The organism is Pantoea sp. DY-5 (genome assembly GCF_019795955.1).
GTDB classification, from domain to species: Bacteria; Pseudomonadota; Gammaproteobacteria; order Enterobacterales; family Enterobacteriaceae; genus Pantoea; species Pantoea leporis.
The window spans coordinates 353,368-376,386 of sequence record NZ_JAIMIE010000005.1 but is presented as its reverse complement, the minus strand read 5'-3'; the positions used below and the strand labels follow the sequence as shown (position 1 = coordinate 376,386).

19 protein-coding genes are annotated in these 23,019 nt (G+C 55.9%); 6 read left to right on the top strand and 13 right to left on the bottom strand.

All coding sequences use genetic code 11. The features are described from left to right. Nucleotides 1–95: 95 nt before the first annotated feature. Nucleotides 96–1,244 (top strand): acyl-CoA dehydrogenase family protein, encoded by a 1,149-nt coding sequence (locus tag K5Y30_RS17840; RefSeq protein WP_222212555.1) that lies wholly within the window; start codon nucleotides 96–98, stop codon nucleotides 1,242–1,244. A 120-nt stretch (nucleotides 1,245–1,364) separates the two neighbouring features. Here the strand turns inward: K5Y30_RS17840 and fhuE are convergent, their stop codons facing one another. Beyond that, nucleotides 1,365–3,560 carry a ferric-rhodotorulic acid/ferric-coprogen receptor FhuE gene (gene fhuE / locus K5Y30_RS17835; protein ID WP_222212552.1) on the bottom strand — a complete coding sequence of 732 codons (2,196 nt, stop codon included), beginning with the start codon at nucleotides 3,558–3,560 and terminating at the stop codon, nucleotides 1,365–1,367. A gap of 573 nt (nucleotides 3,561–4,133) precedes the next feature. Between fhuE and K5Y30_RS17830 the strand changes: the two genes are divergently transcribed. Beyond that, nucleotides 4,134–4,535, top strand: a complete 402-nt coding sequence (locus tag K5Y30_RS17830) for an H-NS family nucleoid-associated regulatory protein (protein WP_176972169.1) — start codon at nucleotides 4,134–4,136, stop codon at nucleotides 4,533–4,535. A 65-nt stretch (nucleotides 4,536–4,600) separates the two neighbouring features. Here the strand turns inward: K5Y30_RS17830 and K5Y30_RS17825 are convergent, their stop codons facing one another. The 4 genes from K5Y30_RS17825 to K5Y30_RS17810 form a co-directional block, all read right to left on the bottom strand. Beyond that, nucleotides 4,601–5,461: a 5'-methylthioadenosine/S-adenosylhomocysteine nucleosidase gene (locus K5Y30_RS17825; protein ID WP_222212550.1), complete on the bottom strand. Its 861-nt coding sequence runs from the start codon at nucleotides 5,459–5,461 to the stop codon at nucleotides 4,601–4,603. Nucleotides 5,462–5,602: 141 nt separating this feature from the next. Next, nucleotides 5,603–6,802 (bottom strand): aminotransferase class I/II-fold pyridoxal phosphate-dependent enzyme, encoded by a 1,200-nt coding sequence (locus K5Y30_RS17820; protein ID WP_222212548.1) that lies wholly within the window; start codon nucleotides 6,800–6,802, stop codon nucleotides 5,603–5,605. An 18-nt stretch (nucleotides 6,803–6,820) separates the two neighbouring features. Further along, nucleotides 6,821–8,122 carry an LLM class flavin-dependent oxidoreductase gene (locus K5Y30_RS17815; protein ID WP_222212546.1) on the bottom strand — a complete coding sequence of 434 codons (1,302 nt, stop codon included), beginning with the start codon at nucleotides 8,120–8,122 and terminating at the stop codon, nucleotides 6,821–6,823. 33 nt (nucleotides 8,123–8,155) lie between these two features. Beyond that, nucleotides 8,156–9,226, bottom strand: a complete 1,071-nt coding sequence (locus K5Y30_RS17810; protein WP_222212544.1) for an iron-containing alcohol dehydrogenase family protein — start codon at nucleotides 9,224–9,226, stop codon at nucleotides 8,156–8,158. Between the two features lie 287 nt (nucleotides 9,227–9,513). On the opposite strand from K5Y30_RS17810, the gene K5Y30_RS17805 reads away from it, so the two are divergent. The 3 genes from K5Y30_RS17805 to K5Y30_RS17795 are packed head-to-tail and all read left to right on the top strand — an operon-like array spanning nucleotide 9,514 to nucleotide 12,511. After that, the gene (locus K5Y30_RS17805) at nucleotides 9,514–10,059 is read left to right on the top strand and encodes a GNAT family N-acetyltransferase (RefSeq protein ID WP_222212542.1); all 546 of its coding nucleotides are present in this window, start codon (nucleotides 9,514–9,516) and stop codon (nucleotides 10,057–10,059) included. After that, complete coding sequence (locus tag K5Y30_RS17800) at nucleotides 10,056–11,198, top strand: amidohydrolase (protein WP_222212540.1); 1,143 nt, start codon at nucleotides 10,056–10,058, stop codon at nucleotides 11,196–11,198. Before K5Y30_RS17805 ends, K5Y30_RS17800 begins: the two co-directional genes overlap by 4 nt. After that, nucleotides 11,198–12,511: an MmgE/PrpD family protein gene (locus K5Y30_RS17795; RefSeq protein WP_222212538.1), complete on the top strand. Its 1,314-nt coding sequence runs from the start codon at nucleotides 11,198–11,200 to the stop codon at nucleotides 12,509–12,511. The genes K5Y30_RS17800 and K5Y30_RS17795 overlap by 1 nt, the downstream gene beginning before the upstream one ends. On the opposite strand, the gene K5Y30_RS17790 is transcribed toward K5Y30_RS17795, so the two are convergent. Both K5Y30_RS17790 and K5Y30_RS24875 read right to left on the bottom strand, forming a co-directional pair. Next, nucleotides 12,508–12,732: a hypothetical protein gene (locus K5Y30_RS17790; protein WP_008103158.1), complete on the bottom strand. Its 225-nt coding sequence runs from the start codon at nucleotides 12,730–12,732 to the stop codon at nucleotides 12,508–12,510. The two genes, K5Y30_RS17795 and K5Y30_RS17790, sit on opposite strands and share 4 nt — an antisense overlap. Before the next feature lie 113 nt (nucleotides 12,733–12,845). Then, on the bottom strand, nucleotides 12,846–12,968 hold the full coding sequence (locus tag K5Y30_RS24875) for a hypothetical protein (RefSeq protein WP_255421536.1): 123 nt from the start codon (nucleotides 12,966–12,968) through the stop codon (nucleotides 12,846–12,848). 329 nt (nucleotides 12,969–13,297) lie between these two features. On the opposite strand from K5Y30_RS24875, the gene K5Y30_RS17785 reads away from it, so the two are divergent. Next, nucleotides 13,298–17,008: an FAD-dependent oxidoreductase gene (locus K5Y30_RS17785; RefSeq protein WP_222212537.1), complete on the top strand. Its 3,711-nt coding sequence runs from the start codon at nucleotides 13,298–13,300 to the stop codon at nucleotides 17,006–17,008. Between the two features lie 98 nt (nucleotides 17,009–17,106). Here the strand turns inward: K5Y30_RS17785 and K5Y30_RS17780 are convergent, their stop codons facing one another. From K5Y30_RS17780 to K5Y30_RS17755, 6 genes are all read right to left on the bottom strand, one after another. Then, nucleotides 17,107–17,472 carry a type II toxin-antitoxin system PemK/MazF family toxin gene (locus tag K5Y30_RS17780; protein ID WP_217548016.1) on the bottom strand — a complete coding sequence of 122 codons (366 nt, stop codon included), beginning with the start codon at nucleotides 17,470–17,472 and terminating at the stop codon, nucleotides 17,107–17,109. Next, nucleotides 17,472–17,744 carry an antitoxin gene (locus K5Y30_RS17775; RefSeq protein WP_110867195.1) on the bottom strand — a complete coding sequence of 91 codons (273 nt, stop codon included), beginning with the start codon at nucleotides 17,742–17,744 and terminating at the stop codon, nucleotides 17,472–17,474. The genes K5Y30_RS17780 and K5Y30_RS17775 overlap by 1 nt, the downstream gene beginning before the upstream one ends. A gap of 87 nt (nucleotides 17,745–17,831) precedes the next feature. Next, entirely contained in the window at nucleotides 17,832–20,117 is a 2,286-nt protein-coding gene (locus tag K5Y30_RS17770; protein ID WP_222212534.1) for a molybdopterin-dependent oxidoreductase, read from the bottom strand. A gap of 34 nt (nucleotides 20,118–20,151) precedes the next feature. Then, on the bottom strand, nucleotides 20,152–20,913 hold the full coding sequence (locus tag K5Y30_RS17765; RefSeq protein WP_137387006.1) for an amino acid ABC transporter ATP-binding protein: 762 nt from the start codon (nucleotides 20,911–20,913) through the stop codon (nucleotides 20,152–20,154). Further along, nucleotides 20,906–21,829, bottom strand: coding sequence for an amino acid ABC transporter permease (locus K5Y30_RS17760; protein ID WP_222212532.1), 924 nt, complete (start codon nucleotides 21,827–21,829; stop codon nucleotides 20,906–20,908). The genes K5Y30_RS17765 and K5Y30_RS17760 overlap by 8 nt, the downstream gene beginning before the upstream one ends. After that, entirely contained in the window at nucleotides 21,826–22,722 is an 897-nt protein-coding gene (locus K5Y30_RS17755; RefSeq protein WP_222212530.1) for an ABC transporter substrate-binding protein, read from the bottom strand. Before K5Y30_RS17755 ends, K5Y30_RS17760 begins: the two co-directional genes overlap by 4 nt. Nucleotides 22,723–23,019: the final 297 nt, after the last annotated feature.

Below are 23,019 nucleotides of genomic sequence, written 5' to 3'. Positions count from 1 at the left end.
GCCGATTCCGCATGTATATAGCCGGTTTATTGCTTTTACAGCGGTGGCAGAACAGGAAACAATTAAGCCTGATTTAATAAGGGGATTAATAACGCATGGCAAATAACCCGCCCTTTCTGGCTGAAATATTGCCGGTGATTATTCAGGCCTTAGAAAAAGACGCTGAAGAGGTTGATCGCAGCGGCGAATTTCCCAAAACCGCTTTTAGCGTGTTGCAGCAGCATGGCTTGCTGCACTTTGTATTGCCGAAGGCGTCGGGCGGCAGCGGCGGCGATCTGCTGGCAAGCCAGGCGATTATCCAGGCCGTGGCGCGCGGCGAACCTTCTGCGGCGCTGATCCTCATCATGCAGTATCTCAACACGCGTCGCCTCGACGACAGTTCAAACTGGCCAGACGCGGTGCGCCGCAGGGTGGCGGAGAGCGTGATTCGCGACGGTGCGCTGATTAACGCATTACGTGTCGAACCCGAATTAGGCACGCCCGCGCGCGGCGGATTGCCCGCCACCCGCGCACGCCGCACCGCTGAAGGCTGGCGTATCAGCGGTGAGAAGATTTACTCCACCGGCAGCTATGGGCTGAGCTGGTTTCTGGTGTGGGCCAGCAGCGACGATGCCGATCCGCTGGTCGGCGGCTATCTGGTGCCGGCCAACGCGCCCGGCATCCACATTATTGATGAGTGGGATCACCTCGGCATGCGCGGCACCTGTAGCCATCGCGTAGTGCTGGACGAAGTGCTGATCCCGCTCGATCACGCGGTCAACGTCGCGCCCTGGAGCACGCCGCGACCTGGCCTTAACGAAGAGGAATCAGTTTGGATGGCGGTGCTGCTCGGTTCGCTTTACGACGCTATTGCGCACAGCGCGCGCGACTGGTTTATCGGCTTTTTGCAGCAGCGCGTGCCGGCCAATCTTGGCGCACCGCTGGCATCATTGCCGCGCTTTCAGGAGCTGGTTGGCCGCATCGATACACTGCTGTTTACTAATCAAACCCTGCTGAGCAGCGCTGCGCACGGCCACGTCGCCAGCGGACATGCCGCGCAAATCAAACAGGTGGTGACCGAAAACGCCATTCGCAGTGTGCAGCTGATGGTGGAAAGCATCGGCAATCACGCGCTGATGCGCCAGCACCCGTTACAACGTCACCTGCGTAACGTGCTGTGCGGCCGGATTCATACGCCGCAGGACGACGCCATTTTCACTTCAGTGGGCAAATCCGCCCTTTCTGCTGAGAGGAGTACATCATGACGCTGGAATTTATTGGTCTGGAGGGTAATCAGAAGAAATGCGGGCTGCCATAAAAGGCCAGCTTAAGGTGATTTGACGGGGTTATTATTGGGTGCGCATGACACGCACCCTAAATTTTGATTAAAAACGATACGTCGCCGAGACAGAGAAATTACGTGGATCGCCGTACACGATACCGCCGTTGCTGACGTTGGTGTCGTACTCTTTGTCGAACAGGTTGTTGATGTTCGCCTGCAGCGAGACGTTTTTGGTGACGTCGTAGCGTGCGAACAAATCGACCACCGAGTAGCTGCCCTGACGTGCGCGCCAGGTGCCTTCGCCATCTGGACCGCCAATGTCGCCGTAGGTTTTCGACTGCCAGGTCACGCCACCACCCAGGGTCAACTGATCCAGCATTGGCAAGCGATAGCTGGTGAAGAGGTTGAATGAGGTGCGTGGCAGCTGAGAATTGTAGTTCTCGCCTTCGCGATCTTCCGCCACATAGCTGGTACCGCCGAAGGTCATCTGCCAGTTATCGGTCACCGCACCGTTGACTTCAAACTCTACGCCACGGCTCACTACGCCACTTTTACCCACATAAATGGCATTGCCCGTTTCCGGGTTGGTTTGCCCGGTCGCTTCGCCAACGTTATCCAGTTCAGTGCGGAATACGGAGATAGAAGTAGTCAGGCGGCTGTTAAACCAGTCTGATTTCACGCCCGCTTCGTAGTTCTTGCCAATCACCGGCGCCAGGAATCCGCCCGAGGCATCCTGATAATCCTGCGGCTGGAATACCGAGGTGTAGCTGGCATACGCCGACCAGTTGTCATAGAAGTCCCAAATCACACCACCGTACGGCGTGATGTTGTTCTTCTCCATCTCTTCGCTCAGCGTCTGACGATTCCAGTTGGTGTAGCGCGCGCCGAGAATCACATGCAGCGGATCGGCCAGCGAGATGCGGGTTGCCAGATAAGCAGATTTCTGACGCACCAGCTGTGTATCCGATGCCGGTTCGCGCGGATCCCAGTTAGATTCCGGGAAATCGCCGTTGTAGTTATTGAAGTTACCCAGCTCTGCTGATGAGATGTTCTCCCACGAGCTGTAGTACTTGTTGTCCTGACGACTGTAGTTAACGCCAATCATCAGCTCATGCTGACGTCCCAACAATTCGTATGGGCCGCTGGCGAAGGCATCCACCGCATCCACTTTACGTTTGCCGGTGTTATAGCCGGTGCCGCCGATAACCGGATAGCCGGCGTAAGAGGAAGAGCCCGCGCCGGTGGTTTTATCAAAGAAGCCATCGATATACAGCTGTTTGCTGTCGAGGAACATTTCGTTGTGAGTGCCGTTAAGCGTGATGTTCCAGCCGTTATCGAAGTTTTGCTGCAGGTTAACAAAGACCTTTTTGTTTTCTTTGTTGTTGTAAGCCCAGTCTGGCGCGGTGTTGTAACCACGACGCGCTTTGATCTGAGAACCGTCGGTATACCAGCGCGGGGAACCGCTCCACATTGGCGAGTCGGTGTTGACCTGCGTGAATTCGTAACCAACCGACAATTTGGTGGAATCGGTCAGATCAGCGTCAACCACGCCGTAGACGAACTTTTTGTCTGCGCCGTAGCGTTCGATAAAGCTGTTTTTGTCTTCATAGCCCGCGACCAGGCGACCACGCACGTTCCCTTCAGGCGACAGCGGTGCAGAGAGATCGGCAACGTAACGCTGCTTGTTCCAGCTGCCGTAGCTGGCGGAAACATCGCCGGTGAACTCTTTGCTATCGGCGTGCTTGCGCACCATGTTGATGGAGGCGGAGGGATTGCCCGGGCCAGTCAGCAAGCCGGTGGCACCGCGCACCACTTCGACGCGCTCATACAGCGCCATGTCGCTCTGCGCATCGCCAAGGTTCCAGCGTGAGGCGAAGGCGGTGGGAATACCGTCGACCATATAGTTGTCGATCAGGAAACCGCGCGAATAGTAGTTGGTGCGATCCATATCGGAAGAGACGCCGTGGATGCCGGTGGTGTTCTTCAGCACATCGTTCAACGATTGCAGCTGCTGGTCTTCCATACGCTGCTTGCTGACGATCGAAACTGATTGCGGAATATCGCGCGCGGTGAGCGCCATTTTGGTACCGGCACGCGTCACCGGTACGCTGTAATCCTGTGCCGCCTGCTCTTGCTGATCCGCGCTAGCGCTGGCATCCACGTTCAGCGTCTGTTCGGTGTTGGTGGTCTCTGCTGCCTGCGCGATACCCGACGCAACCATCATAGCCAGTAAAGAGAGACGCAACGCACGCTGAGGCGAATTGCCGGGTTTCCTGACGCGCAAATCACTGAAAGACATACAATTCCTCAATCAACTTTTCGTTATTTTTTTGCGGCACCGCTGCTGACGTCTGAAAGAGGAACGACAGTAAGGAAGCCGTTAAGAAAGCAAATGAGAAATATACGCATTAAGGTTTTCAATGCAAGAAATTGTTACTGGTTTACTGACACTTTTACACTTGATGAAAAACCCTATTCTTCAACGAGTAATAGTTGATAAGCGTTATTTTCAGGAAGGTTTATGAAGGGATTTTTGGCAACTATGTGAAATTGAACAGATTCCAACACGCAGACGATTTTCAGGTGCGCATTATTGCGCACCCTACGAAAACCTGTAGAGTCGCCATTTATGGCGACCTTCATACATGCCGCATTAAAACGCAGAATAAATCACCCACTATTATTCTCATTACTCTCCCGCGTTACGTGAATAACCTAAACAGCTTAAGAAAGCGTCACGAAATATAAAGAAAGGTCTGATCAAGCGAATATTTTACAGACAATTCTGCCCACGTCTGATTATTTTAATTTGGCAAAAAATCTCGTAGAATACGCGGCTTCAAACTTTCAAATTAGTAATAAGGATTTATTCATGAGCGATGCACTCAAAGCATTGAACAATCTTCGTACGCTGCGTGCCGAAGCGCGTAATATTGAAATCGCAGCATTAGAAGAGATGCTGGAAAAATTCGCCGTGGTCGTCGCAGAGCGCCGTGAAGAAGCGGAAGCAGAAACTGCAGCCCAGCGCGAAAAAGAAGAAAAGCTGGCGCTGTATAAAGAGATGTTGTTGAAAGACGGCATTGATATTAGTGACCTGGCGCAATTAAACACCCAGGAAAGCAAACCTAAGTCGAAACGCGCTCCGCGCCCCGCCAAGTATAAGTTCATCGACGAACAGGGTAACGAAAAATTGTGGACCGGCCAGGGCCGCACGCCGTCACCGATTAAAGCCGCACTGGAAGCTGGCGGTTCAATGGATGATTTCCTGATTTAATCGGCAACACGCTGTACAGCGCGTGAACAGTAAAAACGCAGCACAGGTGCTGCGTTTTCTACTTATTACTTCTGCGCGTTAATCTGTTTGATATACGCTTTTAAAACGTCGTAAACATAATCCTGGCAAGCGATACCGGTTTGCGCATCATACTTACCGTCATTGGTGATGTTGTTTGATAACACGCGAATACCGATAAACGGGATATTAAACAGCGATGAAATCTGTGCAGCCGACGCGGTTTCCATCTCCTCGACAGAGGTGTTGAAGTTCTCATGGAAGAAGCGAATGCGATCCAACTCGCTATTCCACACATCCGCCGATCCGATCACGCCTTCCACCACTTTGCCTTTGGTGTAAGCTGGCATCGCCTGCTCGGCCGCTTTCATCAGAAGTGGATCGGCGGCAAACTGGCGAATGCTGTGAGCATTTTTGTCTTCACTGGCGCTGCCTTTCGAGGCCAGCAAGTCCATCGGTTTCCACTCAACGGAATTACTGCCCGCACCTTGTAACTTATGCGGGGTTTTAAACGCGCCGAGGTTTACCGAATATTTGCCCACCACGATGTCATAGACATGTAATGCCGGGTCGTGACCGCCCGCAGTGCCCTGATTAATGATGGCTTTGGGTTTGAATTCCACCGCCGCAATCGAGGTGGCAGCCGCCACATTCGACATGCCTTTCAGTGTTTCAGAAACAATCACCGGATAGCCGTCAACCGTGCCCTGCCAGAAACGCCATTCACCAATCTGGCGCTCTTTCGCGTTTTCCAGTTTGGCGGCAAAATGCTCCGCTTCAACCGGCATCGCGCCCTGAATAATGATCGGCGCTTGGGAAGTTTCTGTATTCGCCATGGCGTGCAGCGGCGCGAAAATAGCCAGACCGCTGATCAAAGCGGTATTCAGATTCAAAGATAATTTAGACATGAAATAATAACCGGAAATAATGAAAAAAGGCATTATGCGGGATGAAAGGCGTGTTGGAAAGTTGTTAATTCGTTGAAGAAGATATGGCGATAAGACGTCAGATAATTCCCAGGAAATATCTGACGTCTTTTAATAGCAAGCTTATTTTAGAACCGCGCAGGCCTGCGCAATTCGGCGGCCTGCTTCACGCACCGTTTCAATATCGGTGGCAATCGACAAGCGGAAATAAGGCGATAAACCGTATGCGCTGCCCGCCACGCCAGAGACTCCGCTCTCCAGCAGATAATTCATCACATCCTGCTCGCTTTCGATTTTCTGACCATCGGGACGCGTTTTGCCTAATAAACTGGCGCAGCGGCAGAAAATAAAGAACGCGCCATCAGGATTGAGCACGTCAATTTCCTGCACCGGCTTTAACAGCACCATAATCGCATCGCGGCGATCCTGATAAGCTGCGCGTTGCGGCGGCAGGAAGTCGAGTCCACCGTTATACGCCGCCACCGCTGCGGCCTGACTGATCGCGCTGGCACCGGAGCTGTTTTGCGACTGCACCACCACCATCGCGTCGATTAGGGCTTTAGGCCCGGCACCGAAACCGATGCGCCAGCCGGTCATGGCGTAGGTTTTCGACACGCCGCCGACCAGCAGAATGCGCTCGGCTAAATCCGGTGCGACGTGCAGCAGGCTGACGTGTTCCCGGCCATCAAACAAAATATGCTCGTAAAGTTCATCCAGCATGATCAGCACATTAGGATGGTCGCGCAGCACCGTCGCCAGCGCGGTCAGCTCATCAGCGCTGTACACCATGCCGGAAGGATTGCCGGGATTGTTCAGCACCAGCCAGCGGGTTTTAGCGCTGATCGCCTGCGCCAGCTGCTGCGGCTGCAACTTGTATTCCTGCTCCAGCGGACACGCCAGCAGCACCGCTTCGCCGCCGTTGAAACGCACGCTATCCGGAAACGTCGGCCAGTACGGCACTGGCACAATCACCTCATCGCCTTCATTCAGCGTGGCGGCAAAGGCGTTGAAGATAATCTGCTTGGCACCGTTGGCGATGCAAATTTGCGCCAGCTCATAATCGAGCTGATTTTCATTTTTCAGCTTAGCCAGCACCGCTTTACGCAGCAGCGTGGTGCCGTTGGTTGGCGTGTAGCGCGTTTCACCGGCTTCCATTGCCGCCACCGCCGCCTTACGAATATGCGCGGGCGTGTCAAAATCGGGCTCACCGGTGGTGAGATCGAGAATATCCACGCCCTGCTCTTTCAGCTGGCGCGTCAGTTGACGCGCCGCAGCATTAGCAGAGAGCGACACGGACTGCACACGCTTTGATAAGGTGACCATGTTGAGCTCCTGAATGAGTTAAGCCACCGGCAAGCCGAGGTTTTCACGCAGCGTGGCGAACTCGTAATCGTCACGGAACAGGCCGCGACGGCGCAGTTCAGGGATCACCAGCTCAACAAACAGATCCAGCTGCTCGGACATGATCGCCGGCATGATATTGAAACCATCCGCGCCGCCCTCGTTCATCCACAGCTCGAAATCGTCAGCGATATCTTCGGCGGTACCGACAATCACGCGATGTCCGCGTGAACCAGCAGCCACCGCCGCCAGCTCGCGCAGCGTCAGATTTTCGCGTTTCGCCATATCGGTCATCAGTTTAACGCGGCTCTGGTTGCCCTCGCCCAGAGGCACTTCTGGCACCGGACCATCCAGCGGGAACTGGCTGAGATCCATGCTGAAACGCAGCGACAGCTGACGCAGACCGTTTTCGATGTCCACCAGCGTGTTGAGCTCTTTCCACAGTGCTTTGGCCTCTTCACGCGTGCGGCCCACAATCGGCATCACGCCCGGCATAATCACCACATGATCCGGATTACGACCAGCGGCAATGACCTGATCTTTCTGCGAACGGTAGAAGGTTTGTGCTTCTTCGAGGCTGGCAGCCGCGGTGAAGATCACTTCCGCGGTTTCCGCCGCCAGTTTCTGACCATCGGCGGAGGAACCGGCTTCAATGATCACTGGACGACCCTGCGGCGAACGGGTGATATTCAGCGGACCCTGCACCTGGAAGTGCTCGCCTTCATGGTTAATCGGCTGGATTTTTTCATCAACAAAGTACGCACCGGTCTCTTTGTTCGGCTGCACCGCGCCCTCTTCCCAACCGGCCCACAGCTTGTCAGCCACTTCGAGAAATTCGCGCGCACGCGCATAACGCTCGGCATGGTTTGGCATATCGTTGCGGCTAAAGTTACGCGCTACATCGGTAGAGAACGAGGTCACCACGTTCCATGCCGCGCGACCACGGCTGATGTGATCCAGCGAAGAGAAGCTGCGCGCCATGGTGAACGGATCGCTAAAGGTGGTAGACGCCGTTGCCGCCAGACCGATGCGTTTGGTATTCACCGCCAGCGCCGACAGCATGGTCAGCGGCTCAAGGCGCGCCATGGTCGAGGGCAGACGATACATGCTGGTGGCCAGCGCATCGCCTACGAAGAACAGATCGAATTTACCGGCTTCGGCTTTTTTGGCGATGGTGATCAGCCAGTCGATGTCAGTTGGATCGCCGAGCTTTTCCGTCAGACGCCAGCCGCTGACGTGTTGTCCTACCGGCTGCACGAAAAGGCCTAAACGGATGCGGCGTTGTTGTTTTGAGTTAGCCATTAATTTGTCCTGGTCAATAAAAAGTGGTGCGATTTAAAACGTGTTCTCGGTCGCCAGCAGCGCCTGTTCCAGCGCATCGGCAGAGATGCGGAATGGCAGACGTTCGGCGCTGGCCGCCGGGAATTTAATCTGTTCTGCGATGGTGCGAATCGACGCCGCGCGGTCACCGGTTAACGGCGCTAAGGTCAGCGGCATGTCGTACGCACGCAGCAGCGTCAGCAGATCGGCATCCGGCACGCCGTCATGCTCAATCAGCGATTGCACCAGCAGGCTGTAACCCACTTTTTCACCGTGCAGCCATTGATGCAGTTCCGGCTGATGCGTCAGACGATTGTGAATAGCGTGGGCAAAACCTGGCGTCGGCAGCACATCGCGCACGCTGTTGGCTAAGCCGGCCAACACAATATTGGCATCGATGATTTTCACCAGTTCCGGCGTGACAATCTGCTGTTCGTTAGCGGCAACCGCCGCTGGGCCCAGCTCGCGGTAGAGATCCAGCGCGCGTTTAGCGGTCATCACTTTGAGATCCAGCGCCAGATCGTTGGGATTGTTACTCTGATACGGATAGAACTCGTAATATTTGGCCAGCGCATCAACGATGCCGGCCTTCAGATAACGCACGTCGCTGCGCGCGATAATCTCGCTATCTACCAGCACCAAATCCGGCATTTTGCCCAGCGGCTGGCTGCGCACATGCCCGCCTTGCTGATTGTAAACAATCGCCACCGGCGACCAGGCAGCGCAGGTCGCGGCGACTGTCGCGAAGTTGATCACTTTGAGATCGGGCAGTTGGCTGCCCACCGCTTTCGCCGCATCCAGCACGCGTCCGCCGCCGACCGCAAACAGCAGTTCAGCGCCCTGCTGCTCGACATTGTGTTTGAGGGTTTCAATCGCGTCATCGGTGCATTCACCGGTCAGATACTCTATTTCCCAGCGAATATTATTGGCTTCAAGGCTCTGGGTTAATTCCGGATTAACGGCCTGCCAGGCGCGGGGAGAAGTAAAGATGCGAATATGGGAAGCGTAAGGTTTGATAAATTCACCGGCGCGCGCACGCAAACCGGATTCATGTGCATATGCACGCGGAGATTTGATCGCTAACACGGCGTCACCCTGATTAAGAATAAGGCTATAACGGATTAAATTAAGATAATTCAGAGGGTTAATACAGAATAGTTATAGCGCTATGTATTTTCTGCATACTACGGTAAATAACGATTTAAGCAATGCAAAAGGGGCGATTTCATTTTCACAAATTCGCATTAGCTTAGTTATTTTTCACATATAGCGGGGAATGGCTTTGCTGGTAATCTGATCTCTTTTGTATGGACGCCTGTAAGGTCGCCATAAATGGCGACCCTACAAAAGCGCATATTTTTCCGGGGATGTCTATGTCACTTGAATTTCGTCAGGTCAGAGAAGACGAGGTGGAAACCTATCAGGCGCTGATGCATGCCGCGTATGCACCGACGCTGGCGCTCGGCATCAAATTTGATGCCGCCACCGCCGACCTTGCCAAAACGCTGCGTCATCTGCAAAGCCACGGCGTTTATGCCCTGTATGCCGATGATGTGATGGTCTCATCCGTTACCGTACGCTATCCGTGGGGACCGCTGCCCGGTCCGTTTGGCCTGCCGCATATCGGCTGGTTTGGCGCGCATCCCGATTATCCCGGCCAGCAATATGGTCGTCAGGTGCAGGATCGCCTCGAGCAGGAGATTCTGCTGGGCCAACTGCGCGCGCCTGCGGTGTCGCTCGGCACCGCCACCAGCCATCCGTGGCTGATCGAGATGTACAAAAAGCGCGGTTTCCAGCTGATGCACACCACCGATCTCGGCAAAGGCCACATCACGCAGTATATGAAGAAAGTACTGGATGAAAGCGCCCACGATGCGTGGTTAACGCGCCAGGCGGCACAACAAGGAGTAAAAGCATGAGCCAATCTCTCGACACCTTAGGCGAACAGCTGATCGCTTTCCGCCACGAACTGCACCGTTTTCCCGAGCTCTCCAATCAAGAGTTTGAAACCACCGCACGAATTCGTCAGCAATTAGAGCAACACCAGATTCGCGTACTAGATCTGCCGCTCAAAACCGGTTTAGTGGCTGAAATAGGTCGTGAAAACGGACCGCTGATGGTGCTACGTTCCGATATCGATGCGCTGCCGATTGAAGAGCAGTCAGACGTGAGCTTTCGATCTGAACGTCCCGGCGTGATGCACGCCTGCGGCCACGACTTCCACAGCTCGGCGGCGCTGGGCGCAGCGATTCTGCTTAAGCAGCAGGAAGATGCGCTGCCGGGTCGCGTGCGCATTCTGTTCCAGGCAGCAGAAGAGACTGGCCAGGGCGCGCCCGATGTGATTGCTACCGGCGCGCTGGATGACGCGGTGGCAATCTTCGGCATCCACAACGATCCGTCGCTGCCGCCAGGCGTGATTGGCAGCAAAGCCGGTCCGCTCACCGCCGCAGTCGATCGCTTTGATATCAGCATCACCGGCATGGGTAGCCATGCCGCCAAACCGCATCAGGGGAACGATCCGATTGTGATTGCCGCGCAAATTGTCTCGGCCGCACAAACGCTGATTAGCCGCAATGCGCCATCCGGCGATAACGCGGTGGTCTCGATCACCCAGATTCACAGCGGCAGCACCTGGAACGTGATTCCTGATAGCGCCTGGCTGGAAGGCACGGTGCGCTCCTTCTCGCAGGAAACGCGCGAACGTCTGGAGCAGCGCTTCCGTGAAATCGTGCAAGGTATCGGCGCCGCTTTCGCCGCCGAGGTGAAATTCAACTGGCACGCGGGTCCGCCATCGGTGGTAAATGATGCGCATTGGGCGGATTTTGCCTTGCAGCAGGCCAGCGCCAGCGGCTTTGAGGCGCGCGTGGTGGAAGCCAGCCCAATCGGCGAAGACTTCGCGTTCTATCAGCAACAGCTGCCGGGCGCGTTTATGATGATTGGCACCGGCGAGCCTTATGCGCTGCACCACCCGGCGTTTCGCATCAATGATGATGTGCTGCTGCCGACGTCGCGCTATCTCGCCAATCTGGCGGTCGCAGCGCTGAAGAGCGTGAGCTGATGAGCCTCACTGCCGCGCTGGCTGAGCGCATTGTTCACAGCCAACCGGACGCCGCCGCACGTAATGCGGCACGCGAAGGGGTGCGTGATTTCCTCGCCGTCAGCTGGCCGGTACTGCAAGGTCAGGTGCCAGACAGCGGATTACCGGCGCTGCGCAGCGTATATGGCGACGGCAGCGCGCGATCCAACGCGCTGCTGCTCGGGTATGCCAGCCACGCGCTGGATTACGATGATTTCCATGCGGATTTTCGCGGGCATCCCAGCGTGGTGATTCTGCCTGCGCTCTTTGCCTGGCAGCAGTTGCAGCCCTCTGAGCTGGATCAGTTTCTTGATGCCTATGCGGTCGGCGTGGAGGTTGCCGGACGTTTAGGCCTCGCCGTCAGCCAGCAGCATTACGCTTTAGGTCATCACAATACCGCGACGCTTGGCACAGTTGCCGCTGCCGCCGCGCTGGCGCGTTTGCTGGCGTTAGATGTGGCTGCCACCGCAACGCTGCTCGGCATCGCCACCACGCAGGCCAGCGGCTTACGCGCGCAGTTTGGTTCGGCGGTAAAGCCGCTGCATGCCGGGTTTGCAGCTGAACGCGCGGTGAGCGCCGCACAGCTGACGCTGGCAGGCTTTGATGGCAAGCAGGACGGCGTAATTGACGCTTTCATCTCCGCCACCAGCAATGGCCAGGCGCAGCCGGAAAAACTGATTGAGCATTGGGCGCAGCCGTGGCGCATCGTCGCGCCTGGGCTGGAATTCAAACCCTTCCCCACCTGCGCCGGTACGCACAGCGCCGCCGAAGCCACGCGCATCTTGCGCAATCAATGGCTGGCGAGCGGTAAATCACTGGAAAGTTTGCTGGAAAACATTAGCGAAATTAGCGTGGCGTTTCCGCCGGGCGGTGATATTGCGGCATCGGTGCGCGTGCCAACCAACAGCATCGAAGCGCGTTTCAGTCTGGAATATGTGATCGCCGCGATGCTGATGTATGGCGATTTGCGTTTGCAGGAGTTTGCCGAAGGCGAGTTGAATCAAGAGGTGATGCCGCTGGCAGCAAAGGTGCGTCGTACGCCAGATGAAGGTGCGCCACCGGATGCGATTAACCCGGCGCTGCGTTTTCATCTGGTGACGATTACGCTACGCGACGGCTTGCAGATGCAGCATCACCGCACTCGTCAGCAATCGCTGGCCGATGCGGTGGATGTTGCAGGCAAGCTGCGCGCGGCACTGCAGCAGGAATCCCCGCTACGTCAGCAACAACTGCTGAACAGCAGCGAGTTGGCTAACAGTGCGCATCTGGCGCAGTTAACCCAGTTACTCGCTTAAAGCGTTTCGACCGGCTCCAGCGCATCCTGAATGGCATCGGCCAGATTTGCGATCTCATTGGCAACCGCCTGCAAATCCCACGATGCCTTTGATCCGCTGGCAGAGGTTGAGGCGCTAACTGACTCTTTTGCCACCGCTAGTGCCGCCGCAACCGCAACGGTGCGTTTATGCTGCTCAACTGTGACGCCAATCGCTGGCTGTGTGAAATAGTCGTTGACCATCGTATCTCTCCCTTAAGTGTTAAAAAATAAATGAATCCTGGAGAGGTATTATGGGGGAATTACAGCAGAGTGCACTCTAAATAGTGAGCCGCCAGCGGCGGCTCGACCGATTTTCAGATTTTAGGTTGCTGATCTTCAGGGAATTCAGTATCGCGGGGTAAATCATCATCTTCGTCAGGTAATGTTTCATCATCACCTGGCAGTGGAATTACATCATCATCTGGACGTTCTGACATACGTACCTCCGTAAACCCGAATTGGGTTAATTAAAGTGTAGTAATGAAATAAATTAAACATCGCCCTTCTTTTCATTATGTGAGTTAAGCGTAAGAAATCGCGCAACAATAATATCTTCATTTCTTTGCACCGCTTCACTTAAATAAGTAAAACTCACGCTGGGCTTATTTTCTTTTCAGCTCAGCCATTTGCGCTAAGCCAAAGCGTGGTTATAATTTGAATTAGGTTCAACAGTCATTTCCCCAGGTCGCCATTAATGGCGACCCTAAAAAACAATTAACTTCTTTTATTTATTTCTATTTCCTGAATTTCATTCCGGGGGAACACCATGCCGCCATTTTCCAGCTTTTGGCAAGCCGGTTATGAGGGAGCGGATCATATCAATCCCTTCGGCGAGCGGCTTTCAATGAATGCGTTGACCGACCATTTATCGCAATACCATAACGATTACGCCGCGCTGCAGCAGTTTGGCATGACCTCCGCCCGCGAAAGTATTGGCTGGCGACTGGCGGAAATGGAACCGCAAACCACGCTCGAAAGTTTAAAAATACGCATGAATTCGGCGCGCTCCTTTGGCGTGCAAATTAACTGGACCTTTTGCCATTACGGCTGGCCGGATGACTTAACCTTATTTTCCAGCGAATTTGTGCCGCGCTTCGCCGCTTTTTGTCAGCGCATGTCGGGCTTCCTCGCGGAATATTATGAAGACGCACCCATTTATTCGCCGATGAATGAAATCTCGTTTATGGCGTGGGGAATTTCTGTCGGCCTGTTTGGCAATAATGCTCACACCGATCCCGATGAGATTAAGCGTCAATTGATTCGCGCCACGCTGGCGGGTTGCGCCGCCATTCGCCTTGCAGATCCGCGTGCGCGTTTCCTGCACTGCGACCCGATTATTCACGTGGTGCCGAATGAAGACAGCGATGCGTGTCGACAGCGCACCCGCGATATCAACGCTTCGCAATATCAGGCGTGGGACATGATCGCCGGTTTGCGCGAGCCGGAACTCGGCGGCAAACCGCACTATCTCGATGTGGTTGGCGCCAATTATTATCACAGCAATCAGTGGCTCACCGGGTCCGGCTGCCGACTGGAGTGGCATCTGGGCGATGCGCGCCGCGCGCCGCTGCATCCGCTGCTGGCGCAGTTAACTGAGCGTTACCAGCGGCCCATTTTGCTGGCGGAAACCAGCCACGTCGGCAGCGGACGCGCCGCCTGGATTTCACAAGTAACCGCAGATGTCGCGCAGGCACAGCTCAATGGCTGTGATATTCGCGGCATCTGCCTCTACCCGATTATCGATCGCCCACTTTGGGAAGATCTCGAACACTGGCCACGCAGCGGATTGTGGGATGTCGATCCTCACAAAAAGCGTCTGCTGAACCCGGTTTATGCCGCGTCATTACAGCAATCACAACGATTATTAGCCCGTTTTCAGGGTCTTATCACCGCGGCCAGCAGGCCAGAGGAAAGCGTCATGAAACAATCCGTATTAGTGGTATTCAGTCATTTACGTTGGGGATTTGTCTTTCAACGTCCACAGCATCTGTTGTCGCGCCTCGCCCAGTTCCACCGCATTGTGTTTATTGAAGAGCCGATTTATCAGCCCGGTGAAGCCGCGTTACGCCACTATCAGCCCGCACCAAACGTAACGGTGATCGAACCGCATACCGATGTGGCCGCGCCTGGCTTTCACGATAGCCAAATCGCCGTGCTGCAACCGCTGCTGGCTGAACTGCTTGATGACGATGAAACGCCGCTGGTGTGGTTTTACACGCCGATGGCGCTGCCGCTGCTGGCCTGCTTTACACCGAGCGCGATTATCTATGACTGCATGGATGAGCTCTCCGCCTTTAACCAGGCGCCGCGCCAGCTTCAGCAGCGTGAATCGGCGCTGTTGAGCCGCGCCGATTTGGTGTTCACCGGCGGCACCAGCCTGTATGAAGCGAAGCAACATCGCCATTCGCAGGTATACTGCTGCCCAAGCAGCGTCGATGCGGGACATTTCGAACAGGCGCTGGACCGCACTAACAGCCATCCGCTGCAGGAAAACCTGCCAAAACCGCGCCTCGGCTATTACGGCGTGATAGATGAGCGCCTCGATTTGACGCTGATTGCCGCGCTGGCCGATGCGCATCCCGACTGGCAGATCGTGATGGTCGGTCCGGTGGTGAAAATTGATGCCGCCAGCCTGCCCCAGCGCAGCAATCTGCATTGGTTTGGCCAGCAACCCTACGCCGCCTTGCCGCACTTTCTCGCCGGCTGGGATCTGTGCCTGATGCCGTTCGCGCTCAATGCTTCGACGCGCTTTATCAGCCCCACCAAGGTGCTGGAATACATGGCGGCGCAGCTGCCGATTGTCAGCACCGCAATTGCCGATGTGGCGCGACATTACACCGATGTGGTGAGCATCGCCGACTCACATCAGAGCTTTATTCAGGCCTGCGAAGCGGCGCTCAACATGCCGGTGGAAACCCGCTATCAGCTGGCGAAAAACATGGCGGCACGCGTAGCGGAAACCTCGTGGGATCGCACCGTCGAGGAGATGCAGGCGCATATCGTGGCGCTGACCAAAAGCCAGATTTCCCATCCCGAAGTAGCCGCCGCACGTCCGCCCGCGCTGGCGCACAATACCGTTGAGTGCTTGATTCTGGGCGCCGGGCCAACCGGACTGAGCGCCGGTTATCACTACGGCGCGGGCGCGGTAGTGCTGGAGAAAAATGCCACCGTGGGCGGCTGGTGCCGTTCGGTCGAAGATCAGGGATTCACCTTCGATCACGCCGGCCACATCATGTTCTCCAACGATCCTTACGTGTTGCGTCTGTACGACATTCTGCTGGGCGACAATCAGCACTGGCAAACGCGTGAAGCCTGGGTTTACAGCCATGATGTTTACACCCGCTATCCGTTCCAGTCGGCGCTGCATGGTTTGCCTGCCGAAGTGATTGGCGAGTGCGTATTGGGCGCGATTGAAGCGCGCTATGCGTCGCCTCCCGCGTTACAGGCGGTGGCCACCGAGGCACGGCGTGATTGCTGCGCCGATGGCGCCATCCCGGATGGTGAAAGCCTGGTTTGTCAGCCGGAGAGCGAAGATTTCGAAAGCTTTATTTTCCGTACCTGGGGCAAAGGCATCGCCCGCCATTTCGCCCTGCCGTATAACCAGAAACTGTGGAAAACCCCGCTGGTGAATATGGAAACCTCATGGCTCGGCGGACGCGTGCCGCTGCCCGATTTGGAGCAGATCATCTCCGGCGCGCTGGCGCCGCTGGATAAGCCGGTCGGCCCCAATGCGCGCTTTGGCTATCCGCTGCGCGGCGGTTTTCAGGCGCTGATGGAGGGATTTCTGCCACATCTGGACTGCACGCTGGAGATGGAAGCGGGCGTCAGCGAAATTCAGCCGTTGCAACGGCGCGTGCTGTTAAGTGATGGCCGACAGTTTCATTATGACCAGATGATCAGCACCTTGCCGCTGCCAGAACTGGTGCGATTGATGGGCAGCTTTGCACCAGAAGCGGTGCAGAAAGCGGCGAAGCAACTGCGTCATATCTCGGTGCGCTGCGTCAATCTGGGCATTGGCCGCGCCAATATCAGCGACAAACACTGGATTTACTATCCCGGTAACACGCTGTTCCACCGCATCTTTTTACAGGGCAACGCCAGCCCGCACTGCAATCCAGAAGGCGGTTTTGGCCTGACCTGCGAAATGACCTATCGCGACGATCAGCCGCTTCCTTGCGAAGGCGATGCATTGATTGAACGCTGCATTGCGGATTGTATTCGGGTCGGCATCATCAATGCCGATGATGAGATCGTTACCGCCAGCGAAGTGGATATGCCGTACGCTTATGTGGTGTACGACCATCAACGCACCGCCAACGTCACGCTGATTCGCAGCTGGCTGGCAACGCAAGGAATCCATCTTTCCGGGCGCTACAGCGAATGGGAATATTACAACTCGGACCACGCGTTCCTTGCCGGTAAACGTGCAGCGGAAACGGTGAAAGATTTGACCCATAACCGGAAAACCACGGCGTGAGATGAAAAAGCTAGTCAGTTAGGGTGAACGGGGCGGCATTCATGAATGGCGTCCCTACGATTGTCATCGTGATTTTCGTAGGGTGCGCATTCAGCTTTTTAACGCGGATCAATCAAATCCACTACCATCGACAGGATTTCATCCATGACGTGCGATTCAACTTTCGCGGCGAAACTTGCCTTCCGCGCGGTCAGGTCAAGAGAACGAAGTTGGTAGCACAACGCTACGCCAGTTACGCTGCCGGTATCCGTGCTGCTGCCATCCAGATACACCGCAACAGCACTCGAGCGTGATGCGCCGCCACCGCTGGTTACCGGAATGCAAACCGCTGTCCCTAAAGCAGCGACGAGTTCCCGCCGTGAAATCACCAGATAATAATGCGGCCCTTTAAACTCCCTGCCTTCAACGGGATCACCGTTGACGTGCCAGATTTCACCTAACTGCGGAACTCTGCGCGATATCATCAGATAGCCTCCTTGCCCTGCGGTTTATCCTGCAAATCGTCGCTGACGGCTTCATTAAACTGGCGAATCTCTTCCTGATCAATGCCAGCTAACAGTTGGTCCATCGTTTTCCTGCCGCGTGCGAGCCGGTTAACAGGTTTGATGTTGATTGACTCGTCAGTTGCAGTGACATCTAGCTCAATCCCCACATGCCAACCCGCTTTGGTCGCGATGTCACTGGGAATCGTTAGCACAACGGCTCCGCCTTGCTGACGCAGTTTGGTTAAAGCCATACATCCTCCAAAGTGTAACTTTGTCACACTGAGTCTATCACTCGGTGAGACAAAGTCACACTTTAATTTATTGAGATGCGTCTGCTTTTAGGCAGGCGGAATAAACGCCTGTACCGGCGTCACTTCGCCGCGATATTTACGCACCTGCACGACGGTGATTTGTCCGCTGCAACCTTGTGCCAATGAAGACGTGCCGATATCCAGCGTCAACACATTGGGATTACCGTGACGGCACAGCGGACGCAGCGCGGTAGGATCGACCGGATCGTACCAGGCGCCGGTCGGCAACTGCACCACGCCGCGCATGATGGTTTCGGTGAGACGCGCACTGGCGAGCACGTGGCCGCGCGCGTTGTAGAGCTCGATAATATCGCCATCATTAATGTCTGACGCCGCCGCATCCGCCGGATGCAAACTGCACACTTCGCGGCCATGGCGTTTGCCGCTCAGGCTGTAATCACCAAAATCGAGCTGGCTGTGCAAACGCGTCGCCGGCTGATTGGCGATCAACCAAAACGGATGATCGGAATTCGGTTTTTGCTGCGGTTCACGCCACACCGGATGTCCCGGACAGTTTTCGTAGTTAAAGCTGGCGATGGTGGCAGAGAAAATTTCAATTTTCCCGCTCGGCGTCGGCAGCGGCGACGCTTCCGGGTCGGCGCGAAACGCGTTGATCATACGGCCGCCGTCTTTCAGCTGCGGCAACTCCAGCACGCCTTGTTGCCAAAACTTCTCGAAGTCGGGGATCTTAACCTGATGCGCCGCCAGCTTTTGCTGCAGCTGGGCGTAATGATGCTGCAACCAGCCGCGCGTATCGCGCCCTTCGGTGAAGGCCTGTTCGCGGCCTAAACGGCGCGCCAGCTCGGTGAAAATCGCGTAATCATCTCTGGCTTCGCCGAACGGTTGCGCCACCGGCTGCATGGCAAACAAGTGGCGATCGGTGGGTGCGCCGCCAATGTCTTCGCGCTCCAGCGTCATGGTGGCGGGCAAAACGATATCGGCATGGCGCGCGCTGGCGGTCCAGGCGATCTCATGCACGATCAGCGTATCCAGCTGGCAGAAGGCCTGACGCAAGCGCGCGAGATCCTGATGATGATGGAACGGATTACCGCCCGCCCAATATGCCAGACGGATGTGCGGATAGGTTAAACGGCGGCCATTGTAATCAAACGGCTTGCCGGGATTGAGCAGCATATCGGAAATGCGCGCCACCGGAATCAGGCGATCGATGCCGTTTTTGCCCTGCGGCAGCGCCGGGAAACTCACCAGATTGTGATGCTTGCCGTAATGGCCCAGCGCGCCTAGCGCATAGGTGTAGCCGCCGCCCGGCAAGCCCGGCTGACCGAGCGCGGCCGCCAGCACCAATCCCAGCCACACCGGCTGTTCGCCGTTTTCGGCACGCTGCAAGGCATGCGCCACCGTCACCAGCACGCGTTTGCCGTGCAGCTGGCGCGCAAAATCGCTGATGAACGCAGCACTTACGCCGCAAATTTCTGCTGCCCACGTTGCATCGCGCGGCGTGCCATCTTCTTCGCCACGAATGTAGGCCGCCATTTCTGGCCAGCCCACGGTGTAGCGCGCGAGGAAAGCCTCGTCGGTCAGCTGTTCTGCGATCAATACCGATAACACGCCGAGGATGAAGGCCGCGTCAGTGCCCGGACGCAGCGCCAGCCATTCGCCCTGCGCTTCTTCAGGGAGATCGCTTTGCAGCGGGCTGACCGAGATAAAGCGAGTGCCGCGCTCAGCCGCCTGCTGCATAAAGCCGCGCTCGGTGTGTTCGCTCAAACCGCCGCTGGCGACCTGCGAGTTTTTCAGCGCCAAACCGCCAAATGCCACCACGATTTCGCTGTGCTGGACGATCTCTTCCCAACTGACGCCGCGACGGGCAATTTCATTCATGTCGCCGACGATATGCGGCAGCAACACCGACGCGGAGCCGGAACTGTAGCTGTTGACTGAACGCACGTAGCCGCCGAGCGTGGTGTTGAGGAAGCGATGCACCTGACTTTGCGCGTGGTGGAAGCGCCCCGCGCTTGACCAGCCGTAAGAGCCGCCGAAGATGCCTTCCGGGCCGTACTTATCGCCGACGCGTTGCAGTTCGCGCGTGACCAGCGCGTAAGCTTCATCCCAGCTCACCGCGACGTACTCATCGTTGCCACGACGATCGTCCGCGCCCGGGCCGTTCTCCAGCCAGCCACGGCGCACCATCGGACGGGATACGCGCGCCGGATGGTTTAACGCAGTGTGGAAATTTTGCAGCAGCGGGCTGGGATCGGGATCGCCCTTGAACGGTTCGATGGTGAGCCGATCGCCCTGTTGCTGGGCATGAAAAGCGCCCCAATGGGCGCTGTGCATTACCGGTTTTTGCGTCATCACTGTTCCTGGCATCAAAAAAGAAAAACGGTGCCTAAAGCACCGTTGCAATAAAGTTTCTTACGCGCCCGTTTTCCGGGTCGTCGAGCACTTGCTGGGTTGGCCCCGCCGCCACGATTTTGCCGCTTTCCATAAACACAATGTTGTCGGCAACCTCACGCGCAAATCCAATCTCATGCGTCACCACCACCATGGTGATGCCGGAGTGCGCCAGCTGTTTGATCACCTGCAGCACTTCGCCAACCAGTTCGGGATCGAGCGCTGAAGTCGGTTCATCAAACAGCATTACGCCGGGATCCATCGCCAGCGCGCGGGCAATCGCCACACGCTGCTGCTGTCCACCGGAGAGATTCTGCGGCCACTCATCTTCGCGGCCAGATAAACCCACTTGCTTCAGCAGCGACAGCGCTTTACTTGTCGCCTGCTGACGACTCTGCTTCTTGACGCGCATCGGCGCATCGACGATGTTTTGCAACACGGTGCGGTGCGGGAACAGGTTGAATTGCTGAAACACCATGCCGATTTCGGCACGCTGACGCGCAACTTCACCGCTGCTTAACTCGTGCAGCGCCTGGCCTTTCTGCTTGTAGCCGATGATCTCGCCGCCGATGCGAATGGTGCCGCCATCCAGTTTTTCCAGATGGTTAATGCAGCGCAGCAGCGTGGATTTTCCCGAGCCCGACGGCCCAAGGATCACCGTGACTGAACCGGCGGGAATATCCAGATTCACTTCATCCAGAATGGTGACGCCAGAGAAGCGCTTGGTGACTTTACGTAAGGCGATCGCTTCACCCATTGCTGACGCTCCTTTCTGCTTTCGGCGCTGAGAAGCCCGGCAGAGATTTCAACAGGCTGCGTTTTTCACGGCGCGTAACGCCACGACCAAAGTAGCGTTCCACATAGAACTGCCCCACTGAAAGCACCGAGGTCATCAGCAGATACCACAAGGTTGCCACCAGCAGCAGCGGAATCACTTCATAGGTGCGCTGGTAAATAATCTGCGCCGAGAACAGCACATCCTGCAGCGAGATCACTGAGACCACCGCCGTGGTTTTCAGCTGACCAATGATTTCGTTGCCGGCGGGCGGCATGATGGCGCGCATCGCCTGTGGCAGCACGGTGTGACGGAAAATCTGCGAAGGGCGATAGCCGAGCGCACGCGCGGCTTCCAGCTGGCCGTTGCCGACGCTTTGGATACCCGCACGCACAATTTCGGCGGCATAGGCAGATTGGTGCATCACCAGCGCGATCACTGCCGCACTGAATGGGCTCACCAGCGCGTTCGATTGCATACTCCAGAGTTCGCCGAGGCCCGGAATCGACAGGGCGATGGTGGGATAAAGCGCCGCGATGTTGTACCACAGGAACAGTTGCACCAACATCGGTACACCACGGAAGAACCAGGTGTAGAACCAGCTCACGCCCACCAGCACCGGATTGGAGGAGAGGCGCATCAGCGCCAGCACCGTACCGAAGGCAAAACCCAGCACCACAGAGATCGCAGTGAGCTGCAGCGTCATTAATACGCCTTGCAGGATCGATTCGCCAGTAAAGTTCTCCGCAATCACGCTCCATTCGAAGCGTGGATTGTTAATCATCGAGTTCGCCATCGCCACCACGCACAACAACACGACCAGCGCACTCAGCCAGCGTCCGTAGTAACGTTTGCCGACGATTTTCAAATCGCCGGTGTGGTCGTGAATGTCACTCATTGAAAGATTTCCTGATTGCGTTTGGCTTGTTTAACAGCACCAAAGCCGATGCCCCAGTTGTCGAGGATCTTGTTGTAGCTGCCATCTTTGATCAGCGAGTTAAGCGCGGCCTGTACAGCGGGCTCCAGCGCGGAATCTTTCGGGAAAGCGACGGAAACGGGTGCGTCATGTACGGTGATCTCACCGCTCATGGTCAGCGGTTTAATCACCTTCACCTGCCACAGCAAACCTTCATACGGGCCAAGGAACATTGGCACGCGACCGCTTACCACCGCCTGCACGCCGGCTGGACGATCCGGGAAGACGGAGACTTTGATTGGCTTTTTACCCGCCGCTTCACAGGCTTTGCTGGCGTCTTCAAGACGCGTAACCTGGGTGGTACCGGAACCGGCGCCCACTTCTTTTCCACAGACATCGGCCAGTTCTTTGAATGGCGCGATGTTGGCATCTTTGCGCGAGATAATGCCGAGGCGGCTGGCATCGTAATAACCCACGAAGTCGATGATTTTGGCACGCGCTGGCGTGGCGTTGATGTTGGAGAGCGCCACATCGTAACGACCGGTTTTCAGGCCTGGAATGATGTTGTCGAAACCGCCGGTGTCGCGCCACTGAACCTGGATTCCCAGACGCTCGCCCACGGCATTCATGATATCGATTTCACGACCGGCCAGCGTTTTGTTGTCTTCTTTATAGAAAGTGGTTGGCGGCGTGTTGGGGTTGGTTCCGGCAATAATGTAGCCACGTTTCACCACATCCGCAGGCAGCAGACTTTTCAGTGCAGGATCGGCCTTCACGTGGATTGAGCTGTCAGTTGGGACGTTTTCATCGGCGGCGAACGCGGTGTGTGCACTCAGCGCGAGCGCAAGAATAGTCATGCCTTTGGCAAATTTCACTGGAACCTTTCTCCTGATTTATAAAAAAGTTTCCCCTCAGGGAAAAGGCGTTGAGGTAGCGATGGTTTTTTCTCCTGACTCACCTCGCGCGAACGGCGCGTGGCGGAAGGAATTGTCATCCTCAAAACGTCCCGCTGAACATTCTCTGGAAGATAGATAACAATCACAAATGCGAAAAAAACATATCTATTGCCGAAATATGGCAATAGCCGCAAGCACGGTTGCAACACGGGATTTCCGCACCAGATTTGGCGTGGAATTATCCACAGAATTCAGAATTTGCAAGTGAATCAATAG